This window comes from Rhizobium atlanticum (assembly GCF_030182485.1).
GTDB lineage: Bacteria > Pseudomonadota > Alphaproteobacteria > Rhizobiales > Rhizobiaceae > Rhizobium.
The window spans coordinates 54,134-78,560 of record NZ_JAQJCJ010000016.1; the positions used below are offsets into that span (position 1 = coordinate 54,134).

Sequence of the window (24,427 nt, forward strand, 5' to 3'; positions counted from 1 at the left end):
GCCATGAATATCGGCGAAGCATCTGAGCGGTCCGGCCTGCCTTCGAAGACCATCCGCTACTACGAGGATATTGGCCTGATCCGCCCCGAAAGGGGCGGAAACGGCTATCGCGACTATGCTGCGGCCGATGTTCACAAGCTGCGCTTCCTGCAGCGTTCGCGCGGCCTCGGCTTTTCCGTCGAGGAATGCCGGCAGTTGCTGGCGCTTTATGAGGACAAAGCCCGGGCGAGCGCCGATGTCAGGGACATTGCCGAGACGAAACTCGGAGAAATCGACCGCAAGATCCGCGAGCTGACGGAACTTCGCCGCACCCTCGAGCACCTCGTGCATGCCTGCCATGGCAACGACCGACCGGATTGCCCGATTCTCGAAGAGCTCTCGGACGGTCGCTGACCGGTAAGCCGGAAGGCTCTAGCTGACCGTCTGGAACGGCGCCGGTTCGGCGGGCTCATCGTCGCCGTCGTCAAACACGCCCTCATCGAGGCGGTGCTTGATCGCAAGCGCGTAAATCACGTCGAGAATATTGCGGTCTTTGAGATGAGGATCGGTCAGAGCGAGAAGCGAAGCTCTGACGATCTTCTTGCTGGTGGCTTTCGGGCATCGCGCCTTGACGAAATCATAGAGTGCCTCACCCGTCAGCCCTTCCATGGCGCCGTCCACGAGAGCTTCGTAGACCCGCTTCTTTTCCTTCATCCTATATCGTCCCTGCAAATCAGCGGGGTGACGATCTGTCATGTAATTGTCATAAACAATCGCCGATTTAAGGGCATGCGCTGACGGGTGGTATTTCCCCGCATCATTTTTTATGCCGCCGGGAATAAAATCCGCAGCGGTTGCGTATACTCAAGCATGGAACGCAAAGACCGCCCCTTCGATGTCATCGGACAGCTTGCAGCGCTGCGGCGCTATGCGCGCGCCCTGGTGCGCAACTCGGACGAGGCGGAGGACCTGGTGCATGATGCTCTGGTGCGCGCCTTAGAGAAGAGAAAAAGCTTCCGAAGCGGTGGCAATCTGCGCACCTGGCTGCTTTCCATCCTGCACAATGCCCATATCGATCGTCTTCGCCGGAACCGGTCGCTGACGCGTCGCCACGACGAAGCGGCTGTCGAAGGCGAGCAGTCGCTGCCGGCCGGCCAGGAACATGCGGTGCGCCTGCAGCAGGTGCGCGACGCCTTCTTCGACCTGCCGGAGGAACAGCGCGAGGCGCTGCATCTCGTTGCCATCGAAGACCTTTCCTATCAGGAAGCCGCCAATGCGCTCGGTATTCCGATCGGCACCCTGATGTCGCGCATCTCCCGTGCCCGGGCGCAACTGCGCGAATTCGAGGAGAAGACGCCGCGCGTTTCGCATCTCAAATTAATCGGAGGGAGCGGCAATGAAAGCAGTTGATCCGATCATCGATGCCGATCTCGATGCCTATGTCGATGGCGAGCTCGATGTCGCACGCCGTATTCAGGTCGAGTCCTATCTCTCGGAGAATCCGGCGATTGCCGCCAAGGTCATGGCCGATCTCAGCATGAAAGGTGAGCTGCGCTTGGCGCTTGCCGGCGAAAATGCCCTCGGCCGTCCTGAGACCCGCGATGCCGCCCGCCGGCTGGAGCGCGGCCTTTCCTATGGCCGTATCCTTCATTCCATGCAGCGCATCGCCGCCGTCGGCATTCTGCTCACCGCCGGCTGGGTGGCGCATAATTCCTTCGGCGCTTTTTCGGCGACCGAGGTGGCGGCTTCCGTTCCGGCGCCTGCTTATGTCGAGGATGCTGTCCGCGCCTATCAGACCGCGGCCCTTCGCGCCTCGATGCCTTCGCAGACCCCGACCAGCTACAGTGCCGAGGACATCCGCGCCGCCACCGCGATCGTCATGCCTGAGTTGCCGAAAGACTGGAAGATCGCCGACGTGCAGATATTCCCGTCCGAATTCGGACCGAGCGTCGAGATGGCGATCATGGTGGCCGATGGAAAACGGCTGTCGCTTTTCGCCGTCCGGCCGGGAGCCTTCGAAGTCCGGCCGGTCAGCCATCTCGCACTCGAAAAAGCAGAAGCCGCCTATTGGCAGATCGGCGACGTCGCCTATGCGCTGATCGCCGACGATAGCGGCCTCAATCTCGATCAGGCGGCCGAACGGCTCGCCCGCTCGCTCTACTAGTTCAAACCGAGGAGATCAGCATGAACCCGATCAATCCCCGCTATGGAGCCGTCGCCGGCTCACAGGCCCTTTTCGACGAGGGTCTGCGTCAGCATATGCTGCGCGTCTACAACTATATGGGCCTTGGCCTCGTCATCACCGGCATCGTTGCCTTCATCGTCGGCTCGACGCCGGCGCTTTATGTCCCGATCTTCGGCTCACCGCTGAAGTGGGTAGTGATGCTCGCGCCCCTCGCCTTCGTCTTCTTCTTCTCCTTCCGCATCCAGACCATGTCGGCGAGCACCGCTCAGATCACCTTCTGGGCCTTCTGCGCCGTGATGGGCCTGTCGCTTGCCTCCGTCTTCCTGGTCTTCACCAAGACGAGCATCGCCCAGACCTTCTTCATCACCGCGGCCATGTTCGGCTCCACCAGCCTTTACGGCTACACCACCAAGCGTGACCTCTCGAAGATGGGCTCGTTCCTGATGATGGGTCTGTTCGGCATCATCATCGCCGCCATCGTCAACATCTTCCTGGGTTCGAGCGCGCTGCAGTTTGCCATCTCGGTGATCGGCATCGTCGTCTTCGTCGGCCTGACCGCCTATGACACGCAGAACATCAAGGAACAATATTCGGAAAATTACGATCAGGAATCGAACCAGAAGCTTGCCGTTTTCGGTGCGCTCTCGCTCTACCTGAACTTCGTCAACATCTTCCAGCTTCTGCTCAACTTCACCGGCGAGCGGGAATAGGACCGCGCTTCTGGGGGCAATGGAAGCGCAAGAGCGTCCGGTCTGCAATCTGTGACAGGATGGCAGACCGGGCGCTCACTCTCAAAGGTACGGACCGGAGGTCCACCCGGCCGTGTTTTTATTTCAGATGATGCCCCAGGCGCGATAGCGGCCGCGGCCGGTGATTTCACGAATGCCGATCTCGTTGACGAGGTTGAGTGCGCCGCGCGGCGTGATGCGCAGCTGACGGGCGATCATCGCTGCCGACACCATCGGCCGCGACAGGATGAAATCGGCAAGCTCCGGCAGGCTACTGTTCGAGCGACGGCCGCGAAAGCGCAGCTCCATTTGCGTGCGGGCCAGCGATAACCGGTCGATTTCCTTGAGGCCGGCCGCCGCAGCCAGCTGCATCGCTTCGAGAAAAGCTTGCAGCCGCGTCACCCGGTCTCGGGCCCGACGCCGCTCGTGGCGCACCAATTTCAACCCGCCGTAAAAGGAAAAGAGATGCGAAGCGACCTTGCCGCGGGCGCGCAGGTAGCTTTCGACCAGAAGCCCGCCGAGCCAATGCTGACGCCGCAACGGCTCGATCCTGTCCCAGGCTTCGAACAGGATCACGGCGCCTAGAACCGGCGGCAGGTTGTCGGCCAGGGGCAGCACGCACCGCCACTCCGAAAGCCGCTGCTCCTCATCCCATTCCTCGTCGCCAAGCAGGCCGAGAGGGTCATCGTTGCGCTTGGCCGGTGATATTGCGGCCGCCTCGCCAGGCGGCGCTTTGCCCGTATGGATGTCGATGAGCTTCTGCGAGCGGGCAAGAATGGCATCGATCTCGGCCATTTCGGCGGCGAGCGGCGCGTCTTCATCCTCGCCCTCATCGTCGGCCTCGACCGCAGCCGCCCGGCTCTTGGCTTCCTGAGTGAGGCCCTCCCCTTCCCCTGTGGTCGCTGTCAGCGTTGCCAGCCCCGGGGCGCCGAGAGCCCAGGACGGTTCGCCGGTCCATATGCGCCGACGCGTTCGCAGCACCGAATGGGCGATCGTCAGCTCGTGGCTAGGAGCGCGGCTATCCATATGCGCGTCGTGCAGAACGAGATCCTCGACATGAACGAGCTCGCCGGCGACCCATAACGCACCTGCGGCATCGAAAAAGTGACTGCGTTCAGCAAATCCCTCACCAACCGACGAACGCAACACCCGCTCGTCCAGTCGCGCCACCGCATCCTCCGCCGCGGCAAGCAATGGAAGCAGGGTTTGAAGCATTACACCGTCGATATCATAGCGCATTGTTAAGCTTTATGGTTTTTCACAAATGGAAGCAAAATAGCCATTTCCTTCCGCCATCTATGACATGGTTAACGGTTTGTTTCAACAGAAGCGCGGGGAAGGAAGCGAAGAAGATCGCCGATCCACAATCCCTTTAACCTCTGCACCTGACGCGAAGCTTTTGGGGCGTTCATCCGGTTTTTCTCGCCATCGGACCATTGGCCCGCATCAACGCCATCAGCATCGGACCGAGCGAGAATTCACCGCGCTCCGCCCGCCGCGTCAGATCACGCAGATAGCCGCCCGCCGAATTGATATGGCCGCCGCGTTCGAGAATGCAGGCGATTACCGTGGCAGCATTTTCCGGCCCCATAACATCGCAGGCCTGCTGGTAGGCGCTGGGACTGACGCCGAGAGTGGAACGGACGACGACGGCGGCGACCATCAAATCCCGCCAGCTGCCGATCCCGCCACCCGGCCCATAGGCAACAATCTCAGGGCAGGCCTGCAGCACCATGGCAAGGGGGAAGGATTTCGGTGGCTCCCGCCACGGCCGCGCTTCTTCCTCCGGCTTTGCGCCCTGCTTCGTTTCGAAGCTTGGTTCAAGTTCAGAGATGGGGTGTGGGTTTGAATTATGTATGTGCTGACCGTTTTGGCTGTCATTGGCGTCTGTTTTTTTTGCTTTTGTCTTCGATTCCAGCGTCTTGACGATCAGTTCGCGGAAGCCTTCGAGATCGGTCAGCAGACTCCGGATCTCCGCGGTCGATGGGCGGCGGGGCAGGCTTGCCGAGAGGCGATTGAAATGCTGCTGCATCTCGATCCATTCGCCGGCAATTTGCTCTTCCAGCGCGATCTCGATGAGCTTGGCGATATCACGCCGGCAAAGGCTCAGCCGCTCCCTCAGACGCTTCCATTCAAGCTTGTCGGCAAGCACCTGCGCCGCCTGTGCTTCGATCTCGCGAGCGCGCACGAGGAGTGGCGCCAGGCTGAAGCCGAAGGCTTCCCCAAGCCCGCCCTCGCCGTTGCGGCGGGCAAAACGTTTTCCGTTCGGACTGTCGCGCCGGATGATCAGGCCTGCCTCCACCAGCATCGCCAGATTTCGCCGCAGCGTCGTTCCGGCCATGCCATGGGTGCGCAGCGACAACTGCTCATTCGACGGAAAGACGACGAAACCGTTGGCCTCGGCAATCTCGTTCTTCGGATAGAAGGTCAACAGCGCGTTGAGAACGGCAAGCGCACGGTCGGACACGCCGATCATGCTCTTTGCTTCGCAGAGAGCGCGAAAGATCTTCCATTTGTCGACCGATGCGTCCGCATCGATCCTGCTGGCGCTTTCCTGACTTGCCAGCATGCCAAGCGTCATCGATCGCCGCCCGAAGGGCGTCGATACATATTGAGGCTCCATGTCCCTCACCTTTTTTCAAGGCAAAAGAAATCTACCATCCAAAAGGATGCCGAAGATGCTTGACACTGATTCGAGGAAGTGCGATTCTCAGATTGTCCAGATATGAGAAAGGCTTCCGCGACGGCAACGTTCGGAGGCTTTTTTCTTTTGCGGCCTACTCTCCTGCTTGCAACTTGCCGGCCTGATAGGCTTCGTAAAGCTCATCGAGACGGCGTGAAATGTAAGCGCCGAAATCCGGCGCATCGCCTGTTTTCAACGCGATCGTGAAGGAATTGCCGGCGCGTCTGATTCGGCCGGCAATCTTGCCGCCATTCTTCGGCTTCCAGTCATATTCGGAGGGCTCCGGCTTCGCCTCTTTCCTGGCGAGTTCGGCGACCAGCAGCTCGAATCGGCGGTCGCTCTCCTCCGCCCTGAACCCATCCGAGGCGATAAGCTTCGCAAGCCGCGGCGCCGCCGTCCCATTCCAGTCTTGGGCAAGCGCCATCCACTTGCGTCGTCCGATACCGGGCGCGGCCCCCACCGACCTGATGATTTCGGCCGGAATGGCCTTGGCGACCGACAACAGCTTCGATAGCTCCGTCTTGTCTGTAGACAGCGCCTTCATGATGACAGGACGCTCAAAACCCTTGAGCTCGAGATTGAGAGCGAAGACGGCGCGTTCGATATAGGAAAGGTTCCGGCGCGCAGAATTCTCGATGCCCTGCGCAATAACGACATCGGTGTCGTCGAGCTGACGGACGATCGCCTGCACCTTGCGTCCGAGCAGCTTGACGGCCTGCAGCCGGCGATGGCCGTAGGCGATCTGGTAACGCTCGCCGACTTCGGGATGTCGCCGAACAAGGATCGGCACTTCCTGGCCATTGTCGGCAATCGACTGCACCAGCTCGTCCTCAAGATCGAGCGGCTGGTCGGCAAGGCGGTCGCGGACGAAGGAAGAATCGATCAGATCGGGATCGAGTTCGACGATGCGCTCGCCGGAGAGCAAAGCTTCCTGCATCGCCTTGCTCTCTTCCTCCATGCGGCCGAGGGTCAGCGCCATTGTCCGCACCGGCCCGGCCGATCCGCGCGAAGACGGCTCCTCGTAGTTGGCCGCGGCCAACTCCTGCGCCGTATCGTCGAAAAGACCTTTTAGGCGATCGCGTCTACTCATGTGCGGCCCCAGGCTTTGTGAATGCCGGCAAGAACCTCGCCATTGGCAGCGTTGACTGATTCCAGCGCCCGGTCATACGTCGAGCGGCGCACCTGCCCCTTCTCAATTTCGTAAAGCGTCTGCTTCGTCAGCCCGGCATCTGCGATTGCTGTCGATTTGAGGATGGTTGCCGTCAGCACGTCGTCACCGAAGAGGCTGCGCAGCAGCGCGACGATCTGCGACTGCGGCGCATCAAAGGGTTCGTGGCGGGTGACGACATATTTGATGAAGTCGTGCTGCAGGTCGCCGCCGGCCCTGCGAACCACAGAGAGAAGATCCGAGGTCATCAACAGGAACTGCGACATGGAGGCGACATCGACCATCTGCGGATGGATGGTGATGAGCAGCGACGTGGCAGCGCAAACGGCACCGAGGGTGAGGTAGCCGAGCTGCGGCGGGCAGTCGATCACCACCACGTCGTAATCGGCCTCGACCTCGGCAATCGCGACGCCGACGCGGCGGAAAAACAGCTCGGCCGGCTTCTGGCGATCATTGAGCGCCCGCGGCGTCTCATGCTCGAACTCCATCAGCTCGAGATTGCCGGGCACCAGATCGAGTCCGTCGAAATAGGTCTTGCGGACGATCTCCTTCAGCGGCTTACGAGCCGCATCGTAGCGAATGGCCCCATAAAGTGTATCGCCGTCGGAAAGATCGAATTCCGGCTGAACGCCCAGCATGGAGGAGAGCGAGGCCTGCGGGTCGAGATCGATCGCCAGCACCCGGTACCCCTCCAACGCCAGATATTGCGCCAGATAGAGTGTCGTCGTCGTCTTGGCCGAACCACCCTTGAAATTGGTGACGGCGACCGTCTGCAGCCTTTCGCCGGGGCGACGCCACGGAAGATAACTCAGCGCGTCCTTCGGCTTGAGGTTCGCCATGTAATGGCGCAATTCATTGATCTGCCCGAGCGTATAGGAGCGTCGACCATTTGAGGAAAGCTCCGGCTGCGGCCCCTTGCCATCCAGCGAAAGCTGGCGAAGATAACCATCGGAAACGCCGATCATCTGGGCGGCTTCGCCGGAAGAAAATGTGCGCAGCGTCTTCTGCGCAAGCGGCGGAAACAGCTTGTCGCGGAGAAGCTTCAGTTGGCGCGAAAGCTGGTTCGCATGCCGCTCGATCCGCACGTCCGTCGTCGATACGCTAATGTTGTCCAAAACACCCAATCCTTTTCGATGCGCTTTTCTGTCAACAGAGCGTCAAAAAGCGTATCGAAAGTGACACGATTCGGCATTTGCAGCAAGAATAGGGCTCCGGCGCGTCCACAGGCTCGGTTGGCCGCGGCCAACTCGCTGCTCTGCCCTTGCAGCGAGCCGGCTTTTTCGGCAAGACCGCCAGGAACCACGGGAGTATCGGCTTGAGGCACATCCTTATCATCGGCATCGGCACGGGCAACCCGGAGCATCTCACCATGCAAGCGATCAAGGCGATGAACGCCGCCGATGCGATCTTCCTACCGGTCAAGGGCGCAGGCAAGGAAGAGCTCGCCGCGGTTCGGCGTGACATCTGCGAGCGCTACATCACCCGGCCAGGCGTCAGGATATCGGAATTCGAGGTGCCGCAACGGCAGACAGCAGAGAGAACCTATGCGGAAAGCGTCGACGCATGGCATGGCGAAATCGCCCGCATCTATCTACAGCTGATCTCCAGCCTCCCCGATGAAGGCAGCGGCGCCTTTCTCGTCTGGGGTGATCCCAGCCTCTACGACAGCACGATCCGCATCATCGAACGCGTGCGGCAGGCCGCCGGCCTGGATTTCGACTTCAGCGTCGTTCCCGGCATCACCAGCATCCAGGCCCTGGCGGCCAGCCACAAAATCCCGCTCAACCTCGTCGGCAAGCCGGTTGAGATCACCACCGGGCGCAGGCTAGCGCGCGACGGGCTCCAGGCTGCTTCAACGGTCGTCATGCTCGATGGCGAACAGGCTTTTACGAAGATCGACGATCCAGACGCAGAGATCTTCTGGGGCGCCTATCTCGGCACCGGGGACGAGATCATCCGGTCGGGACGGCTCGCAGACATCGCCGCCGATATTCAGGCGCTGCGTTCCGAGGCGAGACAGCGGCACGGCTGGATCATGGACATATATCTGCTGCGTAAGGGACGCGACTTCGAGGAATAGCCGGCGCCGTCATGTTTTGCCGCACCGGCCGCGATCATGTAAGAGATGATCAGAGGATTGAGAATGGGCACGAAGGCCGCCAAGGCAATCGACAGGACAGGCGAGGCGGATCTCGATGATCGGCCGACGGCGAAGCCACGCCCGCGCGGCGCCTGCCCGGCCCTTGCCGCACCGATGCCGACCGGCGATGGTTTGCTCGTAAGGTTGCGTCCGGCCGGTGGCGCCTTGACGCTAGCGCAATTCTCAGCGCTTGCCCGCTCGGCTGCAGAGCATGGAAACGGCATCTTGGAAATCACCGCCCGCGGCAACCTGCAGATCCGCGGACTGCGGGCTGAAACCGTCAAGCGGCTCGCCGCCGATATCGATGCCGCCGGGATCGCCGTGCCGGACGGGCCGGCAATCGAAATATCGCCACTGCACGGTATCGATCCTGAGGAGACAGGCGATCCAGCAGCACTGGAAAAGACCTTGCGCAGCAAGCTCGCACAGCTGCTCGCCTCGCCACGGCTCGCGCCAAAACTCTCCCTCATTATCGACGGCGGCGGAGCGTTCGGTTTGTCGGCGCTCTCGGCCGATATCCGTATCGTCGCACAGCCCGGCGCACAATGGCTCGTTGCGATCAAAGGAGCTGGCGAAACGGCAACGCCGGTGGCGGTCGGTCCTGCGGAGGCGGCGATATCGGCCGTTAGCGAAATTCTGAGCCTGTTGGCAGCGCTCGGGCAGGGCAAGCGGGCGCGGCATATCGATCCGGCGCTTTTACGGGCACGTTTTCACGCTATGGATCAGCTTCGCTCCGTTCCGTCACGCGCGGCAAGCATGCCGCTTGCCGGCCTGCATCGGTTTGCGGACGGCAAAACCGTGCTCGGGGTGAGGCCGGAATTCGGACAGATGCGGGCGACCGACCTGACCGCCTTCATCAATCTCGCCAGCGCCCATGGCGCAACAGCCACCCGGCTTGCGCCCGGCCGTGTCTTCTTCCTCATCGGGCTGCCGGCAGATACAGTCCCGGCTATGCAGATCGCAGCGGCCGGGCATGGCTTCAGTGCGCAACCCGGCGAGAAAAGCGAATATGTCGCTGCCTGCGCCGGCGCCGGCGCCTGCGGCTCCGCCTTCTACGAGACAAGAACCCTGGCGCGCCGCATCCTCGCCGCGGCACCCGCTCTCTTCGACGGTTCACTGACGCTGCATCTCTCCGGCTGCGCCAAGGGCTGTGCTCATGCCCGGCCGGCGCTGACCCTTTCGGGCACAGCCGAAGGTTACGACCTCATCCTCAACGGGCTTGCTTCAGATCTGCCGGATGAACGGATCGCTGGCAGTCGGATCGATTTCGCTATAGAGAGGCTCGCCCGGTTCATCGAAGACAACAGGAACGCTGGCGAATCGGCCGCCGCCTGCCTTACACGGCTTGGCGCAACCGGCGTTTCGAAGGCGCCGCGACAGGAATAAGAATGCCAGACTACGATTACATCCGCAGCGGCGACGCGATCTACGAGCGTTCCTTTGCGATCATCCGCGCCGAGGCCGATCTTTCGCTTTTCACCGAAGACGAGGCTGAAATTGCCGTTCGCATGATTCACGCTTGCGGCCTGGTGGAAGCGGCGAAGAATTTCCTCTTTTCCACCGATTTCGTCAGCACCGCACGCGATGCGCTGAAGGCCGGCGCGCCGATCTTCTGCGATGCGGAAATGGTGTCGCATGGCGTCACGCGGGCGCGGCTGCCGGCGCTGAACGAGGTGGTCTGCACGTTGCGCGATCCCGCAACGCCGGAGCTCGCGCGCGAGATCGGCAATACACGCTCCGCCGCCGCCATGCATCTCTGGCTCGATCGGCTCGGCGGGAGCATCGTCGCGATCGGTAACGCCCCGACGGCGCTCTTCCATCTTCTCGAACTCCTGCGCGACGGCGCGCCGAAACCTGCTGCGATCCTCGGCATGCCCGTCGGCTTTGTCGGCGCGGCGGAATCGAAGGATGCGCTGGCGGAAAATTCCTATGGCGTCCCCTTCGCCATCGTGCGAGGCCGGCTCGGCGGCAGCGCCATGACGGCTGCCGCCATCAATGCGCTGGCAAGGCCGGGCCTATGACGACACCAGGCCGTCTCATCGGCGTCGGCACGGGTCCCGGCGATCCCGAACTTCTGACCCTCAAGGCCGTGCGCGCCATCGAACGCGCGGATGTCATCGCTTACTTTGCCAAGCAGGGCAGGGGCGGTAACGGCAAGGCGATCGTTGAGCCGCTGCTGAAACCTTGGGTCACTCTGCTGCCGCTCTACTATCCCGTCACCACCGAGATCGACAAGAATGACGAACGCTATCAGAGCCTGATCACCGAGTTCTACGACCGATCTGCAAGAGACATTGTCGGGCATCTCGACGCCGGGCGGACCGTCGCCGTTCTCAGCGAAGGCGACCCGCTCTTCTACGGCTCCTATATGCACCTGCACGTCAGGCTTTCCACGCACTACCCCACTGAAGTGATCCCCGGCATCAGCGCCATGTCGGGCTGCTGGTCGCTGGCCGGCATGCCGATCGTCCAGGGCGACGACGTGCTTTCCGTACTGCCCGGTACGATGGCCGAAGGCGAACTGACGCGGCGCCTTGTCGATACCCAAGCTGCCGTCATCATGAAGGTCGGCCGCAATCTGCCGAAAATCCGCCGGGCGCTTTCGGCAGCCGGCCGGCTTGCGGACGCCCTCTATGTCGAGCGCGGCACCATGGCGAACGCGGCGATGGAAAAGCTTGCCGACAGGAGCGACGGCGATGCGCCCTATTTCTCGCTCGTGCTGGTGCCGGGCTGGGAGGGCAGCCGATGAGTGGCAGGCTTTTCGTCATCGGCACCGGTCCCGGCAATCCCGAGCAGATGACGCCGGAAGCGCTGGCCGCCGTCGATGCGGCGACGGATTTCTTCGGCTACGGACCTTATCTCGAACGGCTGCAGCTCCGCTCCGATCAGCTGCGGCATGCGTCGGACAATCGCGAGGAGCTCGACAGGGCAGGGGCGGCGCTTTCCATGGCAGCGGATGGCGCCAACGTCTGCATCGTCTCCGGCGGCGATCCCGGTGTCTTCGCCATGGCCGCTGCCGTCTGCGAGGCAATCGAGAACGGGCCGGCGGCGTGGCGCGCCGTCGATCTTACCGTGCTTCCCGGCGTCACGGCGATGCTGGCGGTGGCAGCAAGAGCCGGGGCGCCGCTTGGGCACGATTTCTGCGCAATATCGCTATCAGATAACCTAAAACCTTGGAATATCATCGAAACTCGGCTTGAACTGGCGGCAAAGGCGGGCTTCGTCATCGCGCTCTATAATCCGATCAGCCGGGCGCGGCCGTGGCAACTCGGCGAGGCTTTCAAGCTGCTGCGCGACCATCTGCCGGCAACAACCCCGGTGATTTTCGGGCGCGCGGCCGGGCGGGCAAACGAGCACATCGCGGTGCAGCCGCTATCGCAAGCGGATGCATCGATCGCCGATATGGCGACCTGCATCATCATCGGCTCCGCCGAAACGCGGATCGTCGCGCGTTCCGGCAAGCCCGACCTGGTCTACACTCCGCGTTTCATGGCGGGAGGAAAGAGGTGATCGACCGCCGCAAGCGCCGCCTCGACGGTTTCGACCGATGTGATGATCGGCGACGGCGCGCGCGCCACCATCATCACCTCGATGCCGAGCAGGCGCGCCGCCTCGATCTTCGCATAGGTGGCGGTGCCGCCGCTGTTCTTGGCAATGACGACATCGATATGATGCTGCCTCAGCAAAGTGCATTCGCTTTCCAGCGTGAAGGGGCCGCGACCGAGGATGTATTGGGCATTCGCAAGCCTGAGCGGCCGTTCGAGGGGGTCGACGCTGCGGATGAGATAGTGATGTTGCGGCGCCACTTCTGCGTGGTGAGCGCCCTGCCGGCCCGTCGCCAGGAAGACATGGCGGGGAGATTGGCCGAGCGCCTCGATGGCCGCCGGGATGCTCTGCGCTTCCCGCCAGCGATCGCCCGGCAAGCGTTGCCATTCGGGACGGCGCAGAGCGATCGCAGCGAGAGGGGCGGCCGCGGCCGCGATGGCGGCATTTTCGGAAATTCGTTCGGCGAAAGGGTGCGTGGCGTCGATAAGCAGCCCGTAGCCGCCGGCTTTCAAAAAGTCGGCCAGCGCCATGGCACCGCCGAAACCACCAATACGGACCGGAACAGGCTGCTCGGCCGGTTTCTCGGTACGTCCTGCCAGCGACAGCAGAATATCGCAATCATCACGCGCCGCGAGCGCTTCGGCGAGCAGGCGCGCTTCGCTCGTGCCGCCGAGAATCAGGATGCGAAGTCTTCCCATGTCTGATGTCTTTCCCACTTGCAGCAAGCGCTGGCTGACTATTATCGGCATCGGCGAAGATGGTCCAGCAGGGCTGGGCGAGGAGGCGAAGAGGCTGATAGCGAACGCACCCGCCGTTTTTGGGGGAGCGCGGCACCATGCGCTTGCCGCATCGCTGATATCGGGCGAAGCGCTTGCCTGGCAGAGCCCGTTCGAGCGCTCGGTCGATGCCGTCCTTGAACGGCGCGGCACGCCTGTCGTCGTGCTCGCCTCCGGCGATCCGTTTCTCTATGGAGTCGGCGCAACCCTCTGCCGCCGTGTCGCGGCGGAAGAGATGCGCGTCATTCCCGCGCCTTCGGCCTTCAGCCTTGCCGCCTCCCGGCTCGGCTGGCCGCAGCAGGACGTGACGACGATCTCGCTGCATGGACGCCCGCTCGACCTTGTCCGACCGCATCTGCACCCCGGGCGGCGCATCATTGCTCTGACCTCTGATGAAAATGGACCCGGCGAGCTTGCTGCCTTGCTTGTCGCCAGCGGCTTCGGTCAGTCGAGACTTACCGTACTCGAAGCGTTGGGCGGTGCGCGGGAACGACAGAGACACGCCGTGGCGTTGGATTTCGATCTCACTGACATCGATCCCCTGAACGTCTGCGCGCTCGAGGTTACGGCAGGAAAGGGGGCTCGCATCCTGCCTTTTGCCGCAGGTCTCGAGGATGATCTGTTCGAGCATGACGGTCAGATCACCAAACGGGAAATCCGGGCGATGACGCTTTCGGCGCTTGCGCCACGTCACGGCGAACTGCTCTGGGATATCGGCGCCGGCTCGGGATCGATCGGCATCGAATGGATGCTGGCCGATCCATCGCTGAAGACGATCGCCGTCGAGCAATCGGCGGAGCGGGCGGCGCGGATTGCCCGCAACGCAACTGCCCTCGGCGTGCCGCATCTGGCCGTTGTCGAGGGTTCAGCGCCCGATGCGCTGAGAGGCCTGCCGGAACCGGATGCGATCTTCCTCGGCGGCGGCGGCAGCGTACCTGATGTCATCGGCACTGCCATCACTGCGCTGAAGCGGGGAGGGCGGCTCGTCGCCAATGGCGTGACGCTTGACATGGAGGCGGCGTTGATCTGCGAACATGGCAAACGCGGCGGCTCCCTCACGCGGATCGAAATATCGCGCGCTGTGCCGCTCGGCAGCATGAGCGGCTGGCGGCCGGCGATGCCGGTGACGCAATGGCGCTGGACGAAAGGATAGCGGGATGACGGTGCATTTCATTGGAGCGGGGCCGGGCGCCGCGGATCTGATCACAGTGCGTGGCCGCGATCTCGTCGCCCGCTGCCCGGTCTGCCTCTATGCCGGCTCGATCGTCTCGCCGGAACTGCTGCAATATTGCCCGCCTGGGGCGCGCATTATCGATACTGCCCCGATGTCGCTCGATGAGATCGAGGCGGAATATCTCCGCGCCGCTGCCGCCGGCCAGGATGTCGCCCGGCTGCACTCCGGCGACCTCTCCGTCTGGAGCGCGGTCGCCGAACAGGTGCGCCGACTGCAGAAGCACGGAATCGCCTATACGATGACACCGGGCGTTCCAGCCTTTGCGGCCGCGGCCGCGGCACTCGGACGAGAACTGACGATCCCGGCCGTCGCCCAAAGCCTGGTGCTCACCCGCGTTTCCGGCCGCGCCTCGCCGATGCCGAACGACGAGACGCTGGCGAAATTCGGCGCGACGGGCGCCACACTCGCGATCCATCTGGCAATCCATGCGCTGAAGCAGGTCGTGGAGGAACTGACACCCCTCTACGGCGCCGATTGCCCGGTCGTCATCGTCGTCAAGGCCTCGTGGGCGGACGAGCGCATCCTGCGCGGTACGCTGTCCGATATCGAGGCAAAGGTTGCGGCCGAACCGATCGAACGCACGGCGATCATCTTCGTCGGACCGTCGCTGGCGGCGGAAGATTTTCGCGAGAGCTCGCTCTATGATCCGGCCTATCAGCGTCGATTCCGAAGCCGGGAATAGTGGGTTACGATCGACCGCTCGCCGGCGGCCGATCGTGAAGAGAAGCGTGCATCGGGCTTCAGACCCGCGTGGTCAGATAATCCATGCTGGCGCGCAGCGCAGCGGCCGGGTCCTTGACCGCATGAACTTCCGCAGCAAAGGGTTCGAAGGAGAACGGACCCTTATAGCCCGCCTGCAGCAGCGCCTTGATCTGCCCGGCATTGTCGAGTCGGTCGTCGCCGTCCACGAGCACGCGATGGGAGTCACGCATATCGGCAACGGAAACCGAGGGATCGCTGACGCCGGAAATATGCACGAGGCCGGCCAGTTCGGGGAAGGTTGCGGCTTCGCCGGCAAGGTGATGGTGGAAGGTGTCGTGAACGAGCTTGAAGGTCGATTGCGCGCCGAGCTCCTTGATCGCCTCGGCCGCCTCGGTTTTTGAGCGCAGCGAGCAGATCTCGAAACCGAGCGGCTCGACGAGGCCGATAATGCCGGCCTTATCCAGCATTGGCTTCAGTGCGGACAAGGCCTCACGCAGATTGGCCTGGCGTTCGCCGTCGGCGCAGCCTGTGCCGTCGTTCTTCGGAACGAGGACGAGCGCCTTAGCGCCCGATGCGCTGGCATAGTCGATCAATTCCTGCGCTTGCCTGGCGCGCGCTTCATTCCATTCGTTGAAGCGCTGCAGGGCGTTGATCGAAATGATCGTCAGGCCGTGGCGGGCGGCGGCCTCTCTGATCGCTTCGGGCTTGGTGCCGTCGAGAATGGCATTGCCGGAAAGGTCGTTACGGATCTCGACCGAGTCGATGCCGAGCGACTTTGCCAGCGCGAAGAAATCATCGATAGCGAGGGACGGCGCAGCCATATGGTTCATCGCAAAACGGATCGAAGTCATGACGGATATCTCCTCCTCATCTCCGCGACATAAGCGGAGCGGTATTCGTGAATGGGCGAGCGAATCTCTATCTCAATTTGTCGGGCAAACCATCCGTCATCGCCGGCGCTCGCCCTCATTGCTGAAAGAATTTCAGCCGAGATGAGAGAATTCCATCACTCCTCAGATATTCTCGGAAATGTAGATATCGAAAGGCAGGAAGGATTGGCCGGGAACGGCGGCCTCACCATGCTCTATCGCGCCGAGCATCAGCGATAAAAGCTCCTTGCAGAGCGCGGGCAGGGGCGTGGCGACCACCATGGTGACGATGTCGTCGGCGAGACCGGCCTTGCTCTCCGGCGTCAACTCATTGACGACAAGCACGATCCGGCCGCCGACACCTTCTTCACGGAACGCCGAAATTGCCCCCTCCATGCCGCCGCCGCAGACATAAAGGCCGACGAGGTCGGGATGTTTCTGCAGCAGCGTCAGCGTTGCCTCATGGGTGATTTCGGCGGTCTCCAGGTTGATCAATGTTTCGACGACATCGAATTCCGGCGCGTTCTCCCGGAAATAGGAGCGGAAACCGATCTCCCGCAGTTCATGGCCGTGGAAGCGGTGACTGCCGACAAAACAGGCGACCTTGCCTGGCCTGTGCGCCGTGCGCGCAATCATCCACGCGGCGGTGCGTCCCACCTTGCGGTTGTTGACGCCGACATAGGCGTCGCGCACGCCGGTGGCGAGATCGGAGAGCAGCGAGAAGACGGGAATGCCGCGCTCCTTCAATTCCTCCACCGCGGTCGTCACCGCGGGATAGTCCGGGCCGACGACGGCTACGGCCTGATTGCGGGCGCCGAGCGATTTGATCTTCTCATTGATGGCGGCAGGGGTCGTCGCAGATGGGTATTCAATCTGGATTTGGAGACGGGCGGTGGTGACGGCGCGCGCCGCTGTTTCGATTTCGCGGGCGAAGGTCTGATAGAAGGCCTGCGTCGGCTTCTGCAACAGGAAGGCGAGCTTGTATTGCGGCAGATCTTCGAAGACGCGCTGCCGGATGAGGCCGACGGCGTGATAGCCGATCTCCTGCGCCGCATCATAGACCCGCCGCGCCGTTTCCTCCCGCACACGATGACGGGCGTTGAGAACGCGGTCGACGGTGGCGACGCTGACGCCGGAGGCGCGGGCGAGATCGGAGATGGTGGGGCGGCGCATGGTATCCCTGATGTATTCGCTCATGGATGCGAGCCATGCATGATGGCTTTTGATAGATTACATCAAGCCTGCATTGAGCGTCGCCCAAAGTCAACCTAATCTCTCGGCAACAGCATAGGAGGCGGATAATGGCGAGCCAGACAAAGAAGCGTGACTACGACCTGCTCGGGGAAAGTGGTCGCACCGCGGTGGAGACGGGACTGGCGGCTGCCGAATGGTATCACACGGAGATTCCGCGCAAGGAGATGAAGGCGCTGATGCAGCGCTCCGATGCGCCGGCGATCCGTGACACCGCCATCTGGCTCGGCAGCATGGTCGTCTTTGCCGGTCTCGGCATCTATTTTTGGGGTTCCTGGATCGCGCTGCCCTTCTTTCTCGCCTATGGCGTGCTCTATGGCTCAGCCTCCGACAGCCGCTGGCACGAATGCGGCCATGGCACCGCCTTCAAAACACGCTGGATGAACGATGCCGTCTACCAGATCGCCTGCTTCATGATCATGCGCAATCCGGTGACCTGGCGCTGGAGCCATACGCGCCACCACACCGATACGGTCATCGTCGGCCGCGATCCGGAGATCGCCGTTATGCGGCCGCCGGATCTCTTCCGGCTGATCCTCAATTTCTTCGGCATCCTCGACGTCTGGCATGCGATGGTCGATATGCTGCGCAATGCCTTCGGCGTCATCAGCGCGGCGGAAAAGACCTTTATTCCGGAGATGGAGCAGCCGAAGGCGATCCGCTTCGCCCGCATCTGGCTGGCGATCTATCTGGCGACAATCGCCGTCGCGGTCGCCACCGGCTCGATCCTGCCGCTGATGCTGATCGGCCTCCCGCGCCTCTACGGCGCCTGGCACCATGTGCTGACCGGGCTCCTGCAGCATGGCGGCCTTGCCGACAATGTCATCGATCACCGGCTGAACAGCCGCACGGTCTATATGAACCCCGTCAGCCGTTTCATTTATTGGAACATGAACTATCACGTCGAACATCACATGTTCCCGATGGTGCCCTATCACGCGCTGCCCCGGCTGCACGCTATGATCAAGCACGATCTGCCGGCGCCGAACCGGTCGATCTGGTCGGGCTACCGCGAAATGATCCCAGCTTTCCTGCGCCAGCTGCGCAACGAGGATTATTTCCTGAAGCGGGAACTGCCGGCGACCGCGCGGCCCTACCGCGAGGAATTCCACAACGAACTCGCCCCGGCGGCGCAATGATCACAATCGAGGGAGGTTAAACATGAGTGGAAACTGGATCGAAGTCTGCGGCAAGGACGAGATCGACGAAGAGGATGTTATCCGCTTCGATCATGGCGGGCGCACCTTCGCGGTCTACCGCAGCCCCGACGACGAATTCTTCGCCACCGACGGGCTCTGCACCCATGAACATATCCATCTCGCCGACGGTCTTGTGATGGATGAAGTCATCGAATGCCCGAAACATAACGGCCGCTTCAACTACAAGACGGGCGAAGCCAAGGGCGCGCCGGTCTGCGTCAATCTCAGGACCTATCCCGTAAAGGTCGAAGGCGGCTCCGTCTTCATTTCGGTCTGAGGGAGGCTGATGTGGCTCATTTCGTCATCCTCGGTGCGGGCGAATGCGGTGCCCGCGCCGCTTTCGCTCTGCGGGAAAAAGGTTTTGCCGGCGAGATAACGCTCGTTGGCGCCGAACCCCTTCACCCCTATGAGCGGCCGCCCCTTTCCAAGGCGTCTGCTGCCGATGCCGGCGATCCGAAATTCATCGCCGCTGCGGAAAAATACGCCGAAAGCGCCATCCGGCTACTGACCGGCATTGAGGCCAGGGATTTCGATCCTGCCTCCCGGACGGTCATGCTTGCGGATGGCACCACGCTCTCCTACGATAAGCTTCTGCTAGCGACGGGCGCGGCCGCCCGATCGTTTCCCGGCGCCCCGGAAGGCAATCCCCATATTCGTTCGCTTCGCACCCACGATGATGCGGCCGCCCTGCGCGAAGTCATGAAGCCGGGGCGGCATATCGCCATTATCGGCGGCGGCTTCATCGGGCTGGAACTTGCCGCGACGGCGCGCTTGCTTGGCGCCGACGTCACCGTTATCGAGGGGCTGCAGCGGGTGCTGAAACGCGGCGTGCCGGAAGAAATCGCCCATCTGCTCACCGAACGCCACCGGGCCGAAGGTGTCGATATCCGCTGCGGCGTCTCGATCGAGACATTGACCGAGGAAAGCGGGAAGGCCGTCGTCAAACTATCGACTGGCGAGGTGGTAGAGGCCGATCTCGCCCTCGTCGGCATCGGCGCACGGCCGAATGTCGATATCGCCGAAAGGGCGGGGCTTGCAATCGAAAACGGCATTGCCGTCGATACTTATCTGCGGACCTCCGCGCCTGATGCTTTTGCCGCCGGCGACTGCTGCTCATTTCCGCTGCCGATCTATGGTGGCCGGCGGGTAAGGCTTGAATCCTGGCGCAATGCCCAGGAGCAGGGCACGCTGGCCGCAGCCAACATGCTCGGCCTCGCCGAACCCGTTTCATCCGTGCCGTGGTTCTGGTCGGATCAATATGACATGACGCTGCAGATAGCAGGCCTCGCCGAAGGGGCGGTGCTGCATCTGCGTCGCGACCTCGGCCCGAACGCCTTCATTCTCTTTCACCTCGACCACGATCGCCGGTTGGTCGCCGCCAGCGGCATCGGACCGGGCAACGCCGTGGCGCGCGACATCAGGCTTGCTGAGATGTTGATCGCGGCTGGCGCCCATCCAGACCCTGCTGCGCTGACATCAAGCAACATCAAGCTGAAATCCCTTCTGGCCGCCTGAGCCTCCCGATATTTTCAAAGGAATTGATGATGAAAAAACATAAGCGTGCAACCGTTGCCGATCTGCTTGCGGAAAAGGGCAGGCGCCAGCTGACCATGCTGCGCGTCACCTCGCTCGAGGAGGCCGAAGCCGCCGAAAAGGCCGGGATCGACATTGTCTCGGTGCCGCCGTCGCTGCTCGGTCCGATCTTCCGCGAGATCGCCCCCACGCCCTTTGCCATTCCGGGTCTCGAATATGGTGATCATGTCTCGGCGGAAGATTATCTGCGCGCCGCATTCGCGGCGCTGAAGGCCGGCGGCGATGCCGTCTATTGCGCCGCCAGCCTGCAGACGATCCGGCGCCTGCGCGACGAGGGCATTCCCGTCTGCGGCCATCTCGGGCTGATCCCCTCGAAAGCGACCTGGACGGGCGGCTTTCGCGCCGTCGGCAAGACGGCGGCAAGTGCGGGCGAGATCTGGCGGCAGACCAAGGCGCTGGAAGAGGCCGGCGCCTTCGCCGCCGAAATCGAAGTCGTGCCGGGGGATGTCGCCGCCGCCATCAGCAGCAACACCTCGATGCTGATGATCTCCATGGGGGCAGGCAGCGGCTGCGACGCCCAATATCTCTTCGCCGACGATGTGCTCGGCGCCAATCGCTGCCATTATCCGCGCCATGCCAAGGTCTACCGCAACTTCGCCGCTGAATATGACAGGCTGCAGCGCGAACGCATCGCCGCCTTCACCGAATTCGCCGAGGATGTCAGGACCGGCGCCTATCCGGAAAAGCGTCATTGCGTCGGTATCGACGAGGCCGAACTGAAGATTTTCCTCGACCGGTTGACCAACGAGACGGGAAAGCGCTGACGCTTACCGGCGACTCCCTTCTTCCCAGCGGGGCCCAGCGGGGAGAGGGGGAAAGTTCCATTGGCTTCCGTCGCCGCCTGTGGCAGGAATGATCCGTTCGATTCATTTAGGACGGAGTATTCGGCCCCCTGTGACGATCGGCTTTGCGCATGCGGAACTGATTGCAGTGCTCGCCGCGGTGACGGGGGATGAGCCGCGCGTCATGACCATCCGCTCCGGCAATGCGCTGCCGTCAGGTCCGTTCGAAATGGGCCATCGAACCCTGCAATCGGGCCTGCGCGAATGGGTGCAGGAGCAGACCGAACACCCGGTCGGTTATCTCGAACAACTCTATACCTTCGCCGACCGCGACCGGAACAACGAGATTCTTGGCGGGCGGACGATCTCGATCAGCTATCTCGGCCTCGTCAACGAGCAGGCGGGCGCCGGCCGGCCGGGGTGGCACGGCTGGTACGACTATTTTCCCTGGGAAGACCATCGGCAGGGCCGGCCGGCCGTGCTGGACGAGATCGTGGCACGCCTGAGAAGCTGGGCGGATGCCGATCCGGCCCGGCGCGACCTTCGCCATCGGCGCGCCGACTTTACCTTCGGCCTCGACGGCGGCGGCTGGAATGAGGATCTGGCCCTGCAACGCTACGAACTGCTGTATGAAGCCGGCCTTGTGGCCGAGGCCGGATGCGCGGCGGAAGCCAATCTTGGTCGAGCGATGTTTGCCGATCACCGCCGGATTCTGGCGACCGGGATCGCCCGGCTGCGCGCCAAGATCAAATACCGGCCGGTCGTCTTCGAACTGATGCCGGAGAGTTTTACGCTTCTGCGCCTGCAGCGCACGATCGAGGCGCTGGCCGGGCTGACGCTGCACAAGCAGAATTTCCGCCGCCTCATCGAACAGCAGGAATTGGTCGAGGAAACCGGTGGAACGGAAAGCGAAACCGGCGGCCGGCCGGCCAAGCTCTTCCGCTTCCGCCACACGGTGCTCGAAGAACGGGCCCTCGCAGGAACGAAATTACCGCTCTCCCGCAATTGACATATGCTCACAGCGAGAATATGTCTTTGTCCATAATATGCTCAGATCGAGCATAATTAGGAGCCGGTCATGAATCACCCAGTTTCCGCATCCTCGCTCTACAACCGCGTCAGCCGCGTCATTCCCAAAGCCGAATGGATGTCGTTCGAGGACGACGTCAACGCTATCCTCGAGCTCAAGCGCCGCCGCAATGCCGTCATTCTCGCCCACAACTATCAGACACCCGAGATCTTTCACGGTGTGGCGGACATCGTCGGCGACAGCCTGGCGCTCGCCCGTAAGGCGGTCGAGATTGACGCCGATGTCATCGTGCTGGCCGGCGTGCATTTCATGGCCGAGACCGCCAAGCTTCTCAATCCTGAAAAAACGGTGCTGATCCCCGATCTCGGCGCCGGCTGTTCACTGGCAGATTCGATCACGCCTGAGGATATCGCGCTGCTGCGCCGGGCCCATCCCGGCGTCCCCGTCATCACCTATGTCAATACCTCGGCCGCGGTGAAGGCAGCCTCCGACATCTGCTGCACCTCGGGCAATGCCAAACAGGTGGTGGAGTCGCTCGGCGTGCCGAAGGTGCTGATGATCCCCGACGAATATCTTGCCCGCAACGTCGCCCGCGAGACCGACGTCGAGATCATCGCCTGGCATGGACACTGCGAAGTGCACGAACTCTTCACCGCTGACGATGTCCGCCAGCTACGTGAAAATCATCCCGGCGTGACGGTTCTCGCCCATCCGGAATGCCCGCCCGACGTGGTGGCGGAGGCCGATTTCGCCGGTTCCACCGCTGTCATGTCCGATTATGTCGGCAGGCAGAAGCCGGCGCGGGTGGTGCTCCTGACGGAATGCTCGATGAGCGACAACGTCGCCGTGCATCATCCCGACGTCGAGTTCATCCGCCCCTGCAATCTCTGCCCGCATATGAAGCGGATCACGCTTGCCAATATCCGCACCGCACTTGAGGAAAATCGTCATGAAGTGACGGTCGATCCGACCATCGCCGTCGCCGCGCGCCGCGCCGTCGAGAGGATGCTGACGATATGACCGAGATCCTCGATCAACTGACTGGCCGCACCGTCATCGTTGGCAGCGGCCTTGCCGGGCTGATGACGGCGCTGACGCTGGCGCCGGAACCTTCCGTGATCGTGACCCGCGCCGCCCTCGGCGCCGAGACATCGAGCGGCTGGGCGCAGGGCGGCATTGCCGCCAGCATCGGCGCCGACGACAGCGCCGCACTTCATCTGGCCGATACGCTTGCAGCCGGCGACGGGCTCTGCGATCGGAGCATCACTGCCGGCATCATTGCGGAGGCGCCGGCGGCCATCGCGGCGCTGGAACAAGCCGGAGTCCGCTTCGACCGCAATGACGCCGGAAAACTCTCGCTCGGACTGGAGGCCGCCCATAATCGCCGCCGCATCGTCCATGCCGAAGGCGACGGCTCAGGTGCGGCGATCATCGCAGCGCTGGTGCGGGCCGTGGCGCGGACACCTGCCATATCAGTGCTCGAAGGCGTCGAGGCGCGGCGGATTTTGATGGACGGCGAGCGCGTCGCCGGCCTGCTTTGCGCGACCGCAAGCGGCGGGGCCGCCGTCCTTCCGACTGCAAGGCTGGTGCTCGCCACCGGCGGTATCGGCGGGCTTTATGATGCGACCACCAATCCGATGGGCAATTTCGGTCAGGGGATTGCGCTCGCGGCAAGGGCGGGTGCCGAGCTTGCCGACATGGAATTCGTGCAGTTCCATCCGACGGCGCTCGATTCACGCCGCAGGCCTCTGGCGCTTGTCAGCGAGGCGGTGCGCGGCGAGGGGGCTTTGCTCGTCAACGAACGCGGCGAACGGTTCATGGCCCGTATATCCGGTGCCGAACTTGCACCGCGCGACGTGGTGGCGCGCGCCATCAGTGCCGAGATCGCCCGCGGCGGCCGCGTCTTCCTCGATGCCCGCACGGCGCTCGGCAGCCGCTTTGCTGCACGCTTCCCCGTCATAGCAGCCCTTTGCGGCGAGGCCGGCATCGATCCGGCCAAAGACCTCGTCCCGGTGCGCCCGGCCGTTCACTACCACATGGGCGGCGTCGCGACGGATGCGAATGGCCGCAGCTCGGTTCCGGGACTTTGGGTCGCCGGCGAGGCCGCGTCGACCGGTCTGCACGGCGCGAACCGGCTTGCCAGCAATTCGCTGCTCGAGGCGGCTGTCATGGGCATGCGGGCGGCACGCGACATATTGGCCATGCCGGCAGGCGGCACCGGCGCCATCTCAGCAGAACAGCTGGCGGCGCCGGCCGACGCATCCTCCATCCGCACGATCGTCTCGCGCCATCTTGGCGTGCTGCGCAATGCGGATGCTCTTCAGGGAGCGATCGCCGCTTTGCTGCCACTTGCCGAGGCCGACGGCCCTGCCGCCGATCCGGCCATCGTCGCGCTGCTGATCGCCGTCTTCGCCAGCCTCCGAATGGAATCGCGCGGCGCCCACGCCCGCACCGATTTTCCCCTGAAGCTCGCCGATGCGCAGCGCCGCCGGATGCGCCTTTCCCAAGCGCTGGAGATTGCCCGCGTCACACCACCCTATCCGCTGGCCAGGAGCGCCTGAC

Annotated in this window: 26 protein-coding genes; 18 read left to right on the top strand and 8 right to left on the bottom strand. The window is 62.8% G+C overall.

The window, feature by feature from the left end; genetic code table 11:
- The first annotated feature begins 3 nt into the window (after positions 1-3).
- Positions 4-393 carry a Cu(I)-responsive transcriptional regulator gene (gene cueR / locus PH551_RS22335; RefSeq protein WP_064808024.1) on the top strand — a complete coding sequence of 130 codons (390 nt, stop codon included), beginning with the start codon at positions 4-6 and terminating at the stop codon, positions 391-393.
- Between the two features lie 18 nt (positions 394-411).
- Here cueR and PH551_RS22340 read toward each other — a convergent pair whose 3' ends face one another.
- Positions 412-693, bottom strand: a complete 282-nt coding sequence (locus tag PH551_RS22340; protein ID WP_285195035.1) for a hypothetical protein — start codon at positions 691-693, stop codon at positions 412-414.
- A gap of 156 nt (positions 694-849) precedes the next feature.
- Between PH551_RS22340 and PH551_RS22345 the strand changes: the two genes are divergently transcribed.
- From PH551_RS22345 to PH551_RS22355, 3 genes are read left to right on the top strand one after another with little or no spacing between them, the layout of a single operon-like run.
- Positions 850-1,389 carry a sigma-70 family RNA polymerase sigma factor gene (locus PH551_RS22345; RefSeq protein ID WP_085780616.1) on the top strand — a complete coding sequence of 180 codons (540 nt, stop codon included), beginning with the start codon at positions 850-852 and terminating at the stop codon, positions 1,387-1,389.
- Complete coding sequence (locus tag PH551_RS22350) at positions 1,376-2,143, top strand: anti-sigma factor family protein (RefSeq protein WP_285195036.1); 768 nt, start codon at positions 1,376-1,378, stop codon at positions 2,141-2,143. The genes PH551_RS22345 and PH551_RS22350 overlap by 14 nt, the downstream gene beginning before the upstream one ends.
- Positions 2,144-2,163: 20 nt before the next feature.
- Positions 2,164-2,874: a Bax inhibitor-1/YccA family protein gene (locus tag PH551_RS22355; RefSeq protein ID WP_097598777.1), complete on the top strand. Its 711-nt coding sequence runs from the start codon at positions 2,164-2,166 to the stop codon at positions 2,872-2,874.
- Between the two features lie 123 nt (positions 2,875-2,997).
- On the opposite strand, the gene PH551_RS22360 is transcribed toward PH551_RS22355, so the two are convergent.
- From PH551_RS22360 to repA, 4 genes are all read right to left on the bottom strand, one after another.
- On the bottom strand, positions 2,998-4,131 hold the full coding sequence (locus tag PH551_RS22360; RefSeq protein WP_285195037.1) for an RHE_PE00001 family protein: 1,134 nt from the start codon (positions 4,129-4,131) through the stop codon (positions 2,998-3,000).
- A gap of 169 nt (positions 4,132-4,300) precedes the next feature.
- Positions 4,301-5,515, bottom strand: a complete 1,215-nt coding sequence (gene repC / locus PH551_RS22365; protein WP_285195038.1) for a plasmid replication protein RepC — start codon at positions 5,513-5,515, stop codon at positions 4,301-4,303.
- 154 nt (positions 5,516-5,669) lie between these two features.
- Positions 5,670-6,665: a plasmid partitioning protein RepB gene (gene repB, locus PH551_RS22370; RefSeq protein WP_285195040.1), complete on the bottom strand. Its 996-nt coding sequence runs from the start codon at positions 6,663-6,665 to the stop codon at positions 5,670-5,672.
- Positions 6,662-7,858, bottom strand: a complete 1,197-nt coding sequence (repA, locus tag PH551_RS22375) for a plasmid partitioning protein RepA (protein WP_285195041.1) — start codon at positions 7,856-7,858, stop codon at positions 6,662-6,664. The genes repB and repA overlap by 4 nt, the downstream gene beginning before the upstream one ends.
- 200 nt (positions 7,859-8,058) lie before the next feature.
- On the opposite strand from repA, the gene cobF reads away from it, so the two are divergent.
- From cobF to PH551_RS22400, 5 genes are all read left to right on the top strand, one after another.
- The gene (cobF, locus tag PH551_RS22380) at positions 8,059-8,823 is read left to right on the top strand and encodes a precorrin-6A synthase (deacetylating) (RefSeq protein WP_085781240.1); all 765 of its coding nucleotides are present in this window, start codon (positions 8,059-8,061) and stop codon (positions 8,821-8,823) included.
- A gap of 63 nt (positions 8,824-8,886) precedes the next feature.
- On the top strand, positions 8,887-10,269 hold the full coding sequence (gene cobG, locus PH551_RS22385; RefSeq protein ID WP_285195044.1) for a precorrin-3B synthase: 1,383 nt from the start codon (positions 8,887-8,889) through the stop codon (positions 10,267-10,269).
- 2 nt (positions 10,270-10,271) lie between these two features.
- On the top strand, positions 10,272-10,904 hold the full coding sequence (locus PH551_RS22390; RefSeq protein ID WP_285195045.1) for a precorrin-8X methylmutase: 633 nt from the start codon (positions 10,272-10,274) through the stop codon (positions 10,902-10,904).
- Entirely contained in the window at positions 10,901-11,632 is a 732-nt protein-coding gene (locus tag PH551_RS22395; protein WP_285195046.1) for a precorrin-2 C(20)-methyltransferase, read from the top strand. Before PH551_RS22390 ends, PH551_RS22395 begins: the two co-directional genes overlap by 4 nt.
- Positions 11,629-12,393, top strand: a complete 765-nt coding sequence (locus PH551_RS22400) for a precorrin-3B C(17)-methyltransferase (RefSeq protein WP_085781236.1) — start codon at positions 11,629-11,631, stop codon at positions 12,391-12,393. The genes PH551_RS22395 and PH551_RS22400 overlap by 4 nt, the downstream gene beginning before the upstream one ends.
- On the opposite strand, the gene PH551_RS22405 is transcribed toward PH551_RS22400, so the two are convergent.
- Complete coding sequence (locus PH551_RS22405) at positions 12,357-13,127, bottom strand: cobalt-precorrin-6A reductase (RefSeq protein ID WP_285195047.1); 771 nt, start codon at positions 13,125-13,127, stop codon at positions 12,357-12,359. The genes PH551_RS22400 and PH551_RS22405 overlap by 37 nt on opposite strands.
- Here PH551_RS22405 and cbiE point away from each other — a divergent pair.
- Positions 13,126-14,358, top strand: coding sequence for a precorrin-6y C5,15-methyltransferase (decarboxylating) subunit CbiE (gene cbiE / locus PH551_RS22410; protein ID WP_285195049.1), 1,233 nt, complete (start codon positions 13,126-13,128; stop codon positions 14,356-14,358). The genes PH551_RS22405 and cbiE overlap by 2 nt on opposite strands.
- A 4-nt stretch (positions 14,359-14,362) precedes the next feature.
- Positions 14,363-15,121 (top strand): precorrin-4 C(11)-methyltransferase, encoded by a 759-nt coding sequence (gene cobM, locus PH551_RS22415; RefSeq protein ID WP_285195051.1) that lies wholly within the window; start codon positions 14,363-14,365, stop codon positions 15,119-15,121.
- Positions 15,122-15,179: 58 nt separating this feature from the next.
- Here the strand turns inward: cobM and PH551_RS22420 are convergent, their stop codons facing one another.
- On the bottom strand, positions 15,180-15,992 hold the full coding sequence (locus PH551_RS22420) for a TIM barrel protein (protein WP_285195052.1): 813 nt from the start codon (positions 15,990-15,992) through the stop codon (positions 15,180-15,182).
- A 162-nt stretch (positions 15,993-16,154) separates the two neighbouring features.
- Positions 16,155-17,183 (bottom strand): LacI family DNA-binding transcriptional regulator, encoded by a 1,029-nt coding sequence (locus PH551_RS22425; protein ID WP_085781298.1) that lies wholly within the window; start codon positions 17,181-17,183, stop codon positions 16,155-16,157.
- Positions 17,184-17,311: 128 nt separating this feature from the next.
- Between PH551_RS22425 and PH551_RS22430 the strand changes: the two genes are divergently transcribed.
- The 7 genes from PH551_RS22430 (at position 17,312) to PH551_RS22460 (ending at position 24,426) form a co-directional block, all read left to right on the top strand.
- Positions 17,312-18,400 (top strand): fatty acid desaturase family protein, encoded by a 1,089-nt coding sequence (locus tag PH551_RS22430; RefSeq protein WP_285195053.1) that lies wholly within the window; start codon positions 17,312-17,314, stop codon positions 18,398-18,400.
- A gap of 22 nt (positions 18,401-18,422) precedes the next feature.
- A complete protein-coding gene (locus tag PH551_RS22435) occupies positions 18,423-18,737 on the top strand; it encodes a MocE family 2Fe-2S type ferredoxin (protein ID WP_285195054.1) in 315 nt (104 codons plus the stop codon).
- Between the two features lie 11 nt (positions 18,738-18,748).
- The gene (locus PH551_RS22440) at positions 18,749-19,975 is read left to right on the top strand and encodes an NAD(P)/FAD-dependent oxidoreductase (protein ID WP_285195055.1); all 1,227 of its coding nucleotides are present in this window, start codon (positions 18,749-18,751) and stop codon (positions 19,973-19,975) included.
- A 26-nt stretch (positions 19,976-20,001) separates the two neighbouring features.
- The gene (locus PH551_RS22445; RefSeq protein ID WP_285195056.1) at positions 20,002-20,817 is read left to right on the top strand and encodes a 3-methyl-2-oxobutanoate hydroxymethyltransferase; all 816 of its coding nucleotides are present in this window, start codon (positions 20,002-20,004) and stop codon (positions 20,815-20,817) included.
- Positions 20,818-20,905: 88 nt separating this feature from the next.
- Complete coding sequence (locus tag PH551_RS22450) at positions 20,906-21,844, top strand: NUDIX hydrolase (protein ID WP_285195057.1); 939 nt, start codon at positions 20,906-20,908, stop codon at positions 21,842-21,844.
- Between the two features lie 69 nt (positions 21,845-21,913).
- Positions 21,914-22,885 carry a quinolinate synthase NadA gene (nadA, locus tag PH551_RS22455; RefSeq protein WP_285195058.1) on the top strand — a complete coding sequence of 324 codons (972 nt, stop codon included), beginning with the start codon at positions 21,914-21,916 and terminating at the stop codon, positions 22,883-22,885.
- Positions 22,882-24,426 (top strand): L-aspartate oxidase, encoded by a 1,545-nt coding sequence (locus PH551_RS22460; protein WP_285195059.1) that lies wholly within the window; start codon positions 22,882-22,884, stop codon positions 24,424-24,426. The genes nadA and PH551_RS22460 overlap by 4 nt, the downstream gene beginning before the upstream one ends.
- Position 24,427 lies beyond the last annotated feature (1 nt).